Source organism: Tunturiibacter psychrotolerans, from assembly GCF_051013365.1.
GTDB classification, from domain to species: Bacteria; Acidobacteriota; Terriglobia; order Terriglobales; family Acidobacteriaceae; genus Edaphobacter; species Edaphobacter psychrotolerans_A.
This window is the reverse complement of the sequence record NZ_CP132941.1, coordinates 5637888-5651618: the sequence shown is the minus strand read 5'-3', so window position 1 is coordinate 5651618 and position 13731 is coordinate 5637888. Positions and strand designations below refer to the sequence as shown.

The following is a 13731-nucleotide window of genomic DNA, read 5'->3' as shown; positions in this document are numbered from 1 at the left end:
CGAAGACGAACGTCGGTGTCTTCGTCCGCACGAAAATCGATGGATTCTTTATGAGCCATCGCGATCATACCTGGACTCTCTCGAAGCTAATGAGCATGTGATCTCCAATCACTCGAAATCCTGGGCACGCCGAAAGAGCTTTGTCGATCGTCTCCATGACATGCAGCAAGTTTGGAAATTTGCGGATCCATGGTTCAACGTAAGAAGGAGGAACGGTGATGCCGATGCCGACGCAGGAACGCATAACGAAGGCGGGCGAGAACGATTTTTGCAACTGACGCAGTGTCGGATAGTAGACATCTACAACAAATTCGCCTACCTTGGCCACGGCATGGCCCGAGCATCTGCGAAACGCTTCGTGGGGCCTTCCGTGAATGAGAAACCAGATGATTTCTGAGATGCAGAAGCGGGTTGATAGACAAACAATAAGGGGAGCGCCCGGCGGAATGAAAGTTGCTAGGTCTTCTGCTGTTTGGCTGAGATCAGCGACACAATTCAGACCTGAAAAGTTTGAGAAGATCCCATTGAAAGCGCCTTCCGTGCGAATCTCAGTGATTTGCTCGATTGGTAGTTGGGCGAACTTCACTGAAGTGTTCGGAGCTTCGGCACTAAGGCGCTGCTGGGCATACTGGATCATTTGTTCGGAAGCGTCGCATGCAACCACAGAGACTCCTTTCCCAGCAAGGAAAAAGGCGTCTTCGCCAGTGCCACAGTTCAATTCCAGAACGCGGTCTCCGGATCGAAACGCCTGCGCGATCACTTTCCAGACCGCATTACGTTGAGCGCGCCCGATCAGAGATCTGGTAAACAGATCGTCGTAGCGCCTCGCCAATTGGTCGAAGGCCAAAATGGCTTGTGGCTGTGCCGTAGCCACCGGAATCATGCTTCCACCTCGGTCTGCGTTGAGAGTAGACCGGCACGGGCGAGCGCTATCTCGCGGCGCAGACTGGATGCGCGATCGGATTCAGCGTCGGGAGTTTCGGCCATGCGAGCCAGTTGGACCTCATCTCGCAGGAGCTTGTCTGCGTAGCTGTAAAACTTCTGCGAATGACGTCCCTTGATCTTGATCTCGCGATCGGAACTAACTCCCCATGGCTTCAACTGAACGAGGCGACTAGAGATTTTCTGGTAGTAGGGTGTCCCTTTGATGGGATAGGAGACGGTTGTGAAGAATACATCCGGTTTGGAGATGCTGACGTGCTTAATAGTTGCTTCGATGTCTTCTAGCTCTTCACCTTCGTAGCCCCACATAAGGAACATGCCGCTTTCGATACCTCGCTCGCGGCTCATCGCGACAGCTTGTTGTACCTGCTCGATTTTTACTCCACGATCCATGGAGTCGAGGATGCGTTGCGACCCACTTTCAGAGCCGATCCAGATCCGGAAACAACCAAGTTCGGCGAGAAGGTCAAGCATCTCTGGGTTTAGACGATCTGCGCGAGAGATGCATTCGAAAGGAATGCGGAGGCCTCGGAGCTGCATCTCTCGCGCGTAATCGCGAAGCCACTGATGATTGATCGTAAAGACGTCGTCAGATATCCAGACCATGTCCGGAGAATAGGTTTGGAGGAGCCACTCCACTTCATCGACGACGAGCCGTGGAGTACGACGGCGATGAGTTTGACCGAAGACTTGATGGCTGCACCAACGACATTTATAAGGGCATCCACGAGCCGTTATGAAGTTGATCGAACCTTTACCATGCGCGTCGCGCCATGTCTTCACGTAGCGGGCAATATCGATAGCGTGGCGAGCTGGCCATGGTTGACTATCGAGATCGGCTATCTGATTACGCGGTGGGTTTTCCTGCATGTTTCCGGCGGCATCTAGGTAGGCCAGCCCGGAGATGGTAGTGCATGCGGCGGTGTCATCAGCGCGAAAAGCTTCGAGCAGCTCCTGCATTGTGAGTTCGCCCTCGCCAAAGACGACGTAGTTCGCGCCCGACTGAAGATACTCAAGAGCGTATGCACCGGGTTCGGGGCCACCTACGATCGTCTTCCAGCCTGCCTCACGCGCCTCCTTCAGAATTTCTACTACATTGCTTCGTGTCATAAGATTGGCGTAGATACCAATCACCGATGGTGTCTCGGTGCGCAGGTGATTGAAGAGCGTTTCACGACTGGAGAACGTGGTGTCAAAGACTTCTACATCAAAGCCCTTCTTCTGCAGATGAGAGCACAAATACAAGATTCCGAGTGGGGCGTAGGGCTTCAGAATCTGGAGTTCCTTGGGGTCTTCATATAGGAAATAGCCGTGAGTTAGTAGAAGCTCTGCCATTTAAGCCTGCCTCTCGGATGGGAGTAGCGTTTGCAGAGGAACAAACTTGTGTTTGACTGAACCTGCGACCACTGTATCGAGGCCGAATGTTGCCGCGGAATTTCTGCTGACGGCTTCGAGCTCGAAAACACGCTGCCAGAGCGTCACTAGGTCAGTCGAATTCATGACGGTACCTCGGCTATTTTTCCAAGAGTCGACCTCCGCGTGAAGCGCGTTTCGCAGTGCCATGTAAAAGTCATTGTTATAGGCGGCAGAAAACATGACGCATAGGTCGTCACTGTCGGTCCAATTTCGTTTCGTTCCGATCTGTTCCTGTACGCGCTCATAGAAGGCTGTTCCTGGGAGTGGGTAAGAGAAAGAGATGCCGATGTCGTCAGGGCGCATACTGCGTACTAGATCGATAGTCTGTTGAATGTCTTCCCATGTCTCGCCTGGATAACCAAATTGCAGGAAAAAGCACGCGCGCATACCGTTGTCAGCAAGCAGAGTACGTGCAGTGATCACGTCATTGACAGTTAATCCCTTGTCCATTGCATCGAGTATTCGCTGCGAACCAGATTCGACCCCCATCCATATCTCTGCACACCCTGCTCTTTTGAGTCCTGCAACAGTCTTAGGTGTCATTAGATCGGCGCGAGACTGTATTTTAAAAGGGAGAGCGCATTCCATCGTTTCAATCTCGTCTGCAAGGTCTTGTACCCACTGATGGTTTAGTGCGAATACATCATCGCCAAACCAGATGTGCTCAACACCATAAACTTCTTTCAGCTCCCGAATCTCAGTTGCTACGTCTTTGGCCGAGCGGATCTGAAACTTGTTGCCGGAAATTGGTTTGGCACACCAGTTACATCGGTAGGGACATCCGCGACTGGCTACGATGTTTGTTGAAAAATGACCGTGTGCGGAGAACCACGCCTGGCGATAAAGCGCCAGATCAATCAGTTCGCGCGAGGGTCGCGGCAGACTATTCCACGATGGGTTCTTTGGGATGCCCCCTGCGCTCTTTGATAGGACCCCTCCGGTGTCAAGATATGCGAGACCTGGTATGTCCAAGTACGGGTCACCGGATAAAATCGCGGAGCACAGAGCTACGAGCGTTTCTTCTGCTTCACCCAGCAAGATGAAATCGACGTCGTTGCGGAGGTAAGACTCGGCCTGATCTGTCATGTCCGAACCATGCGCTATTACAACTGCACCAGATTGCTTTGCTTCGTGAGCGAGTTGCCAAGCGAGTTGGCGCATGCGCGTGAGGCACATTTTCGAGAGAAAATTGAAATCATCCTCGTAGATCACCACGAGCTTAGGGCGGTGCTTTAGCAAGGCCGCTGTAAAGCCCGAGTTGGGATCTTCGAGCATGGTATCGAACACGGCGACAACGATATCTCCGGCTCTTAGAGCGGACGCAGCATAGAGCGTACCGAGAGGGGGATACGGCTGCATCTTTCGCACCTGCTTGGGGTCGTAGGGTAGATGGTAAGAATGTGTCAGCAGAACGTCAGCCATCGACTATCCCCTCTCTTTGTCTGGTCAGCATGCATTGACTGGCTCCTTTGGCAGCTCTTGGCCAGTCACCAGTGAACGACGGAGTACTATGTGTTCGGATAAGTTGGAGAGCCAGAGTTCCCAAGGGAATGAGTAGTTGCTCGAACGGAGTCGCCACCTGATGGGCATTTGAACGATAAACCTGACAGTGCGTCGGAGTCGTGAATAGCTATTTTGTTGGCGATCAATTTGATTGTTGAGGAGAAAATATTTAAGCATGCGTTGAAGTCTCGCTAACTCGTTACCCTTGAGCCACGGCAACATGTTTGCTCCCAACGGCATGTCCATCCATTCACGTAGATTTGTGGGCTCGGGAACACCGAGCTCCCGCAGTTGAGGCCAAATTGGAATTCCTGGATACGGAGTGAAGATATTTGGAGAGAAGCTGACGTTGGGAAACTGGCGACCAATGTCGCTCATCGTCTGAAAAGTAATAATTCGATCCGCTTCTGTCTCGCCCGGATAACCGAAGATCAGATTGAACGTGACACGAATACCACCTAACTGAGCCTTGCGTGCAGTTTCGTACATTTCATCGACACGCTGATGCCGCTTATTCATAAGCTTGAGAACCGAGTCCGATGTTGATTCGGTACCGAAGCCCATGTGTGAGACGCCGCTAGCGCCCAAGAGCCGTACGTCATCTTCACTCATGCGGCATAAGAAATCAGTTGAGGCTTGGAAGGTCCACTTGAACTTGACTCCCGAATCAATGATGCCACGGGCAATCTGAAGTGCTCGCGGGAGCTGAACCGGGAAGTTAGAGTCCAGCAACGCTACTTCGTCGATGCGGTATCGAGTCACCAGGTCTATCATCTCGGCCACAGTCCGGTCCGCCGAGAGTGCATTAAATCTGCGTTTATAGAAGACCATGTCTGTGCAGTAATTGCATGCATACGGGCACCCGACGCTGGTGGCATAGGCGAGTTTGCGAACACCGGAGACCTTTTCGTAAGCCTCAAAATTAGTGAGGTCGAAGGCGGGGAGCGGCAGGGAGTCGAGGGGTTCTACTCTCCGATCAGCATTGTGGACACGTCGCCCATTGCTTTTCCATGAAAGACCAGCAATGTTGTTGAGGGACCTGCGTTGTGCCAATGCTTGAACTGTTTCTACAAGTGTTATTTCACCCTGACCACGAACAACCATATCTACAAAGCTCTCGCTTAGAGTTTGGTCCGGAAGAAGAGAGGGATGCCATCCACCAAAAATGATCGGCAGCCATGGAGTATGGTTCTTGACTGTGTTTGCGACCTCAATGGCACCGCGGATCATAGGCCCAGTCAAGACAGAGATTCCAATGCATAGAGCGTCTACAGATTCGCACTCAACGCGCGAGAGATAGTTCGGTTCGATGGCGGCGTCGATCATGACAACGTCGAAGTTCGCCTCGCGAAGGCTAGCAGCAAGGGCGAGTAAGCATAGAGGAGCGCCGAGCGGCGGTCCGTCATAGGGCGGGTAAAAGAGAACTACCTTACCTTCGCTCAGCATGCGGCCTCGACCTGCTCTGGGTTGGGCTCCAAGCGGCGCGCGTCAACAACTGGCTTGAATCCGGCGGTCCTCGCTTTTAGCTTGTCATTCAACCAGAGTTCGGCAGGAAAACGATACAGTCCATGATCAAGTCGGAACCGCGCTGGAAAAGAAATGCATTTCTGAGCAAGACGGGTGATGCGGGTTCGGCGGTCCACTCCGATCGGAATCCGATCAAAGGCAATTCGAAGGTAATCGCGCATAATTTGTAGTTCTTCATGGTCACGGCCGTTCAACCATGGGAGCTTGGTATAGCGGGGAAAAAATTCGGCCCACTTTTCGAGGGAGTCGGGGACTTCTATCCCAAGTTCGGCGGCCCTGTTCATTACATTGGTTCCAGGATACGGAGTGAAGATATTCGTCCAGAACTCGGTCCCTGGAAAACGGCGGCAGACATCCATAATGAAATTCATGGTCTCTCGACGTTCTTTTGGTCCCTCTCCAGGGTATGCGAAGATAATGTTGAAAGAAGGGCGCATTCCTGCGGCCAAACATCGTGCCGCGCTTTCGTAAATATCTTCAAAGTTTTGAAATGTCTTGTTCATTGCCTTCAAGATCTTCGGAGACCCGGAATCTACACCTTGGCAGATCTGGTGAAGGCCGCTACGACGCAACAATTTCAGATCCTCCAAAGAAAGCCGCGAAGTTAGATTTGTGGTTGCTTGAATACTCCACTGGAACTCCGCGCCTGCGCGCACTAGACCTTCGCCTATGGCTCGCGCGCGGTCCAGATCGACGAGGAAATTATCGTCGACGATCCAAAGCATGCTCAGGTTGTACCTTCGGCTCAGGTCTATGGTCTCTTCAACGAATTGCTCTGCTGGAAGAGCGTTCCATTTACGCTTATAGACCGCACCGTTAGTGCAATAGGCGCAATCAAAGGGACAAGCCAAGCTGGAGGTGTACATCGCCCACCGCTTTCCGCACATTCGTTCATAGGCATCAAAATCAGCGATTTGATAGGCCTTGGGTGGTTGCTCCACAATGGGCCGAAGCGCACGTTCGGGTGTGAATGTCAGTTTGTTGTCTCGCTTAAAACCAATACCTGAGACGAAGTCCGGAGCGGACCGATTCTCAATGTGTTCGACCAGTTCAAGGAAGGACTCTTCTCCTTGTCCGCAAATAACGTAATCGATGTATGGGGCTTCAAGTGTCTGTGTAGGTAGAAGGGAAGGATGCCAGCCTCCGAGGACAATGGGGAACCTGGAATCTCGAGCTTTGATCGCTTTTGCAATCTCGACAGTTTCCCGAATCATTGGTCCGGTCACCAAAGAGATTCCAAGACAGATCGCATCCTTCACTTCTTCTAGGACGCGTTGCTTATAGTTCGGGGTGATCGTGGAGTCTATGAGCACGACCTCATAGCCAGCGCGTATCAAGGGAGTGGCAACAGCGAGAATACCTAGTGGCGCGGTAGCATCGGAGCTCGCGAAGGATGGAAAGAAGAAGACGACTTTGCGGGCTTTAGGCAATTCGATTCCTCACTCATTTTGGACGATATGACTAGCGGCGACCGCAGTTGTCATATCCGTGTCAGTGCTTTGTAAAGTTTTTTTAGGGTGGCAAAAATCCGGTATCGCTTGGGATAGAGTGAAGTTCGGCAGGTGTTCCGATGAAATCCGTTTTGGTCGATCCAACTATTCTGCCCTACGCCCAAGAGCTTCGTTTCGCAGGTGTGGTGTGTGATTTGATCACAAACTCGTTCGAACTACGAGCTCTACTAAGCCAGCTTTCCCACGTCGAGAACTACCAAGCGGGAAATCGATTCAGCATGCGCATTGTAGTGAACGAATCTTCGTTGGACCCGATTGAAAAGCCCCACTTCCGCGGTTTACGCCATTTAGTTACAGCTTCGTTTGGCACTGGCAACATCTTTATCTTCGATGTGTTGCGCCGCACACTTAGCGCAAGTATTTCTAGAGTGGCAGCTACGGACCTTCGTTTCTGGAGCGAGAAGCTCATCCCAATCTCTCTAGGAGTGCTAGGTGCAGCCATGGGATTGGTTCCTATACATTGTGCGTGTCTTGAGCGGAATGGTGACGGGCTGCTAATAGCTGGCATGTCAGGTGCGGGAAAATCCACTTTATCTGTTGCCCTTGCGCAAAATGGATTCAGCTACGTCTCCGATGATTGGACCTATATGTCACGGCATCAGAGTTCTCTGGTAGCGTTCGGCACATCAGCTCCGGTCAAGCTGTTGCCAGATGCTACTAATCACTTTCCTAGTTTGGCGAACTATCGCGTACAGAAGTCAATGAATGGAGAGTTAGCCTACGAGGTGGACATCGCCGAAGCATTTACAGTCCGAGTTAAAAAAGCGTGCGAACCGCGATGGCTGATTTTTTTGGAGCGAATACCGAATTGCGAGGTTGAGTTTACTTCTGTGGCATCGAGCAAAGCCAGAAGCTATCTCAATTCTAGCGTAGAGAGATTGCCGACGGAGCTGTATGAAGCTTCTGCGATGCGGGATCTCACACTCGAAATGGTATCAAGACTGCCATGTTGGTTCCTCCGGTATGGAGGTGCTCCCCAGGTCGCCGCGGAATATCTTGTTGAGTTTGTCGCTAATCAAGCGCGGGAGATATTTGCGTGAAGCTCGATGCGATACCGTCTCCAGATCTTTTGCGAAGGTTCGTGGCAACGCCATATGTATTCACCGATAACGTCGGCCCCAGTCGACATTCTGTCCGATCAAATGAGTTGGGAATAGCATTGGCCGTTCGGCGCTCCTGGAGCACTCGTAGAGCTGAGAATTTGCCTACTGTGGTTTCGTGGCACCTTATTCGAGACGGGTTTGCGGCCAATACTAGTACCGAAATGACCCTTGTCTCCGCGGGAAACCTACGAACATTGATTGTTGGAACGGAAACTATCCTATGCTATGACGCGCAAAGATCGGAATGTCTGGGATTTGTCTCCTCTAGGACTACAATCCCACGCTTGTTCTCAGAATTAATCCCCGTCTTGCTGAAGATCTGAAGCTACCCATGTGACCGGCAAGCCTTTTACAAATAAGTGACAAATAGCACATTACGCAGTGACAACTAAACTAAGTGAGTCAAATAAGGTCAAGAGCGTTGGATATGTATGCGCTCCATTCTCGACATGAATAGCGGAAGTACCTTTGATGATCTTCCTAAACCCAGAAAAAAGTGGTGAGGTGAAATGAAAAGCCAGATTTCAGCAAAAGCAATTCTAGTGAGTATTTTGTCTGTGGGCTCATTTGTTGCGCCCGGATTTGCTTCAACCTCTGATGCTCCCGTTACGATCAATGTTTCGGTGAAGCGTTTCGCCTACGAGCCGTCAGAAATCACCCTGAAAAAAGGCGAACCAGTAGTAATCAAGTTGACAACCGAAGATGTTGCTCATGGTTTGAAATTCAAGGAATTGAACCTTAACACCAAGATCGAAAAGGGAAAAACAGCGGAACTCGCATTCACGCCCACACAAACCGGAGACTTTGTAGGACACTGCTCAGTATTCTGTGGATCCGGTCACGGCTCAATGACATTAACCCTTCACGTTACAGAGTGACAATGCGCAAGACTACTCCAATCTTGTTGCTCTCTCTAGTAGGAATGACTGGATGTAAGTCTGCTCCTCCCGGCCGAATAGAGGACAATGTTTTGACGTGGAGCAAGCACGCCTTATTCATTCGCAACCGCGCGCAACGTAACCCGCTCCAGCGTTCCGACGCAAACATCACTGCGGGGCGGGAAGCTTTTACACACTATTGCGTCGCATGTCATGGAATGGATGGTCGAAACACCGGTGTCCCGTTCGCAGACGCCATGTCGCCTCCCGTACCTCCGCTTAGCTCAAGCAAGATTCAGTCCTACACGGATGGGCAACTGAAATGGGTGATCGACTATGGTATTGCACCATCCGGCATGCCGGCTTCGAGGGGTATTCTGAGCGATGACGAGATATGGTCGATTGTTTTGTTTATTCGAAACCTGCCGCCCGCAGGTAGTCTCGGTGATCCAGCTCTTTATGACAAGTAATCAGTCATAAAAAAGCGCCAACATGAAAGAGTATGCGGCGAATGAATTATCAATTGGCAGAGGCAGTGATTGCCACATTTCGGAAAGAGTGCCCGAGCGGCCACTATGAGGCACTTTCCAAGTTTAATTGCCGGGCGTGGCAAGGGACTTACAGATGGTTGGATGCCAGTGGCCTCGCGCTTTATTTGTTGGATCGCCTCCAGGTGTTGGGCATTCAAGCAGCGATTCCTGAGCCTGTTTTGCTTCGCCTCCAGGAGAATGCGGAGGATAATCAGGCGAAGACCAAGGAGCTGTTTGAAGAGTTTATAGTGATTAATAGAGAGTTCAGGCAAGCGGGTCTGCGCTACGCCAACCTCAAAGGCTTTACTTTGGCTCCCGATGCGTTCAGAGAAGCCGGACAACGTCTTCAGCTTGACCTTGATTTCTTGGTAGATCGCTCTCATGTCTCTCGGTGCCAAAAGACGTTAGAGCAACAGGGGTATTTATTAACTGGGGAGGGATCCAACGTAAAGGAGTTTAAAGCCGGCGATGGACGGTTGCCCATCTTGAAAGATCTCTATAAACCGAAACTTCAACGTTGCGTAGAAATCCACTTTGACGATGTTAAGGAACCAGATGAAAGGGCGCGCCAGGACGATAGGTTAGTCAGAGCGGGCGTGAGGCGCTGGGAAGACTTAGAGCTACCAATCCTTGCTGATGGGGATCGATTTATTGCGCTTGCGCACCACTTATTCAAACACCTCAAAAGTGAATGGACGCGTGCATCATGGCTTCTCGAATACGCTAACTTCGTCAATTTTAACGAGGAGAATGATGCACTGTGGGCCGAGGTTCGGCGGTGCGCTTCGGAAAGCGAAGAAACCAAGCTGGCCATCGGGGTTGCGACTCGGGTTTCGCAGCAGATCTTTAGCATACGGCGGATGCCAGATACGCTGGCGTGGACAATTCAGCAACTGCCTCAAACGGTCAGTCTTTGGCTAGATCGGTATGGAAAGAGAGTCGTCTTTGCGACGTTCCCTGGAACAAAGATCTATCTATTGCTTCATCAGGCCATAGCTCGCGATGGAATTATGGGATCCCGAGAGGCTAAAAGACCATTTCCTTTACATAGGCCCGCAAGAATCACCGTTAGTAGTCAGAATACGAGTTTACTAGCCGATCTGCCCAAGGAACTCGAGGAATGCCGGTTCTTCCTGTTTAGGTTGTACTTCCATCTTGGGCAGGGCTGCTGTTACATGATCGAAGCGACCCGCTGGAGGAGGGAAGTCGCGCATTTACGAAAGACAGGTTTACACCAGGGTGATCTACAGATAAGAAGTCTCGATACTTAGAAGCAGGATTAAGGTGAAAGCTCTCCAGATGAGTGTGATCAAACAATTGAAATGGAGTGTGATCGCTCTTGGCTGTCTGGTTTTATCAACAGCCGCAGTGCATCCGCAGCAACTGCAGGTACCGAGTTTACCGACTGGACTACCTTCTGCGTCGCCTTCGACTACTACGACTCCTCTGTCACCGGACGCAAACACTTCCGACGATGGCGAGAGTGACCGGACAAAGGAGGGCACTGCAGGGAATAGTGCCAATCCAAACAGCGTTTTAACGGCCAGCCAAATTCTGATGATTGTTCAGACTCGTCCAGAGTTGGTCGTAGATCTGAAGCAAGTGATGGCCGACTACCTGCAACAAGGAGGAACGACTGTTCAAGTAGATTCCATTACCGACGACATGTTGTATCAGGGCATATCTTCGAATGCGGGACTGCGTGGAGCAATCAGCGTGTGGCTGCGGGCGCGCGGATACCTAGATGATCTCGATTTAGAAGGACAGAGCCTAGGCACACAAGCAATCGACGACACTACCCGCTCTCCATCATTGTCGGGGTCAGGAGCCATAGACTCTTCTGGAGGGATTGGTCTAACAGGTACGAACACAGCTGACTCCGGAAGACTAGAGACTCCTAACTCAGATGTGATGACAAGAAAAAATTCGCCGGTGTCGCGGGATGACGTAGGCCGTTCGTCTCAAAACAGGTCAGACCGGAATAGTGGCAGTACTACGGAAATCATTCATCAGACAACCCCCTACAATCTTCAGTCACTTCGCGATCTCTACTCCCAGGTTCCTGAGCAGACTTCGAAACTTAGACGATTTGGTTCGGACGTGTTCCTTGAACGTGGCTTGGCTACCACACAGATGTCGATTGATGTGGCCATCGGACCAGACTATATTTTGGGCGCTGGCGATGGCCTGATTGTCAATTTCTGGGGAGGTATCTCGCAGAGTCTTCCGAGAACTATTGATCGCGAAGGAAAGATCGTCCTCCCTGAAGCGGGTGCAGTTTCAGTAGCTGGATTGTCGATCCAAAGGGCTCAGGAGGTGGTCCAACAGGAGCTAAGTAAGCAGTTCAGGGATGCGAAGGTAGCCATCACCATTTCGCGATTAAGGACCATACGCGTCTACGTAGTTGGCGACGTGCAACGGCCGGGGGCGTACGACATCAGTTCATTGTCGACCCCTCTCAACGCACTCTATGCAGCTGGCGGCCCGACTCGGTTCGGCTCGTTGCGCATAGCTCGTCAGTACCGTGGACAAAAGCTGGTGCGCGAAGTCGATCTCTACGATTTTCTTCTCCACGGTATTCGATCTGAAGAAGATCGGCTCGAAGCGGGCGATACGATTCTAATTCCCCCCGTTGGCAAGCAGGTTGCAATCACTGGAATGGTCAAACGTCCGGCTGTCTATGAACTAAAGGATGAGAAAAAGCTGTCCGAAGTCTTAGACGACGCCGGAGGGCTGCTTGTGGCTGCTGCGGTGACCCGCACTAAGATTGAAAGAATCGATCCACAGGGTCATCGAGTGACGCTGAGTCTGGATCTGCCTGAAGGAACTACAAGGGAAGGATCGCAAGTAACAATAGATGGGTTTGTGGTCCAGGACGGCGATCGGGTTACCGTGGAACCGATTCTCCCGTATAGCGAGAAGGCCATTTACGTAGAGGGACATGTTGTCAGACCTGGAAAATTCTCGTATCACGATGGTATGAAACTAACCGACGTTCTTCGTTCTTACCAAGACCTTCTTCCGGAACCAGCCGATCGCGGAGAAATTATTCGGTTACTCCCCCCTGATCTACGCGCGGAGGCTATTTCGTTTAACGTTCCCGACGTCTTGTCTGGTAATGAAGAGATTAGCCTGCGGCCTTTCGACACGATTCGTATAGTAGGTCGCTATGAGGCTGATGCTCCAAAGGTTCAGATACATGGAGAAGTAATTCATCCAGGGGAATACGCCCTATCTCAAGGAATGACGGCTGCACAACTAGTTCGTATGGCAGGTGGATTCAAGCGTAGTGCGCTGCTTGATAACGCAGACCTCGCTAGTTATGACGTAAAGGACGGAAGAGAGGTCGTAAGCCGGAGACAGGCGGTGCGGATTGGAGCAGCAGTAAACAACTTTGATTCGAACTCCGATGCAACGTTGAAAGTTGGAGATGTGCTCACAGTCCACCAAATATCTGGGTGGAACGATATTGGAGCTTCAGTAAGCCTCACCGGGGAGGTCACTTACCCCGGGTCCTATGGGCTACAGGAAGGGGAACGGTTGAGCTCAGTGATAAAACGAGCTGGTGGCTTCCGATCAACCGCCTACCCCTCGGGGGCCGTTTTGATCAGACTCCAGGTGAAAGAGCTTGAAGATAAGAGCCGAAATGAATTGATACGTCAAATCGAGACAACGTCGGCGGGTGCGAGGCTGGCGCCTAGTCTCTCTGCGCAAGACGACGCCGCAACATTGCAGTTGCTTGTTCAACAGCAGAAAGAGGTAGTATCCCGGTTGCGCAATCAACCTGCGATAGGACGCCTCGTCATCAAAATAAGCACCGACATCGCAAGCTGGGAAGGCACACCTGCAGATATTGAAATGCGGAACGGAGATGTTCTGACTATACCTAAGAAGCCAGGTTTTGTCCTAGTTACTGGCCAGGTCTATAACGCTTCGGCTATTACTTTTGTTCCTGGGAAGACCGCGGGGTGGTATCTCCAGCACGCAGGGGGTAGTACAGAAGGCGGCAATAGAAAAGAGATTCTTGTCATTCGAGCGAATGGTCTAGTGGTCGGAAGGGGCTCAAACAATTGGCACGAGCCGGGAGTGCTTGACTCAAAGTTAGGCCCGGGTGATGTTGTTGTCGTCCCCCAAAAAGTGTTTGGTGGATCAGCGTTGTGGCGAAATCTTTTCGCTTCGGCACAGGTATTCTCTTCGATTGGATTCGCAGCTGCACTAGCACTGCATTAAAACTATCAATGCTCAACCTGCAGGTTACAACGATTCGTGTTACGTGTGGCTTGCAGCTTTTGGTAGTTATTTGACGACGAATCTACGAGCT

10 protein-coding genes are annotated in these 13731 nt (G+C 51.3%); 5 read left to right on the top strand and 5 right to left on the bottom strand.

Annotation, left to right across the window (positions count from 1 at the left end):
- Window positions 1–64 precede the first annotated feature (64 nt).
- The 5 genes from RBB76_RS24015 to RBB76_RS23995 are packed head-to-tail and all read right to left on the bottom strand — an operon-like array spanning window position 65 to window position 6818.
- On the bottom strand, window positions 65–883 hold the full coding sequence (locus RBB76_RS24015; RefSeq protein WP_429630479.1) for a class I SAM-dependent methyltransferase: 819 nt from the start codon (window positions 881–883) through the stop codon (window positions 65–67).
- Window positions 880–2277: a B12-binding domain-containing radical SAM protein gene (locus RBB76_RS24010; protein WP_429630481.1), complete on the bottom strand. Its 1398-nt coding sequence runs from the start codon at window positions 2275–2277 to the stop codon at window positions 880–882. Before RBB76_RS24010 ends, RBB76_RS24015 begins: the two co-directional genes overlap by 4 nt.
- Window positions 2278–3780: a B12-binding domain-containing radical SAM protein gene (locus RBB76_RS24005; protein ID WP_429630483.1), complete on the bottom strand. Its 1503-nt coding sequence runs from the start codon at window positions 3778–3780 to the stop codon at window positions 2278–2280.
- A gap of 24 nt (window positions 3781–3804) precedes the next feature.
- The gene (locus RBB76_RS24000) at window positions 3805–5307 is read right to left on the bottom strand and encodes a B12-binding domain-containing radical SAM protein (protein WP_429630485.1); all 1503 of its coding nucleotides are present in this window, start codon (window positions 5305–5307) and stop codon (window positions 3805–3807) included.
- Complete coding sequence (locus RBB76_RS23995; RefSeq protein ID WP_429630487.1) at window positions 5301–6818, bottom strand: B12-binding domain-containing radical SAM protein; 1518 nt, start codon at window positions 6816–6818, stop codon at window positions 5301–5303. Before RBB76_RS23995 ends, RBB76_RS24000 begins: the two co-directional genes overlap by 7 nt.
- A 140-nt stretch (window positions 6819–6958) precedes the next feature.
- On the opposite strand from RBB76_RS23995, the gene RBB76_RS23990 reads away from it, so the two are divergent.
- The 5 genes from RBB76_RS23990 (at window position 6959) to RBB76_RS23970 (ending at window position 13640) form a co-directional block, all read left to right on the top strand.
- Window positions 6959–7939 (top strand): hypothetical protein, encoded by a 981-nt coding sequence (locus RBB76_RS23990; RefSeq protein WP_429630489.1) that lies wholly within the window; start codon window positions 6959–6961, stop codon window positions 7937–7939.
- A gap of 572 nt (window positions 7940–8511) precedes the next feature.
- The gene (locus RBB76_RS23985; protein WP_429630491.1) at window positions 8512–8880 is read left to right on the top strand and encodes a cupredoxin domain-containing protein; all 369 of its coding nucleotides are present in this window, start codon (window positions 8512–8514) and stop codon (window positions 8878–8880) included.
- A 2-nt stretch (window positions 8881–8882) separates the two neighbouring features.
- A complete protein-coding gene (locus tag RBB76_RS23980; RefSeq protein ID WP_429630493.1) occupies window positions 8883–9350 on the top strand; it encodes a c-type cytochrome in 468 nt (155 codons plus the stop codon).
- A gap of 41 nt (window positions 9351–9391) precedes the next feature.
- On the top strand, window positions 9392–10681 hold the full coding sequence (locus RBB76_RS23975) for a nucleotidyltransferase family protein (RefSeq protein ID WP_429630495.1): 1290 nt from the start codon (window positions 9392–9394) through the stop codon (window positions 10679–10681).
- Between the two features lie 286 nt (window positions 10682–10967).
- On the top strand, window positions 10968–13640 hold the full coding sequence (locus tag RBB76_RS23970; protein WP_429630497.1) for an SLBB domain-containing protein: 2673 nt from the start codon (window positions 10968–10970) through the stop codon (window positions 13638–13640).
- Window positions 13641–13731: the final 91 nt, after the last annotated feature.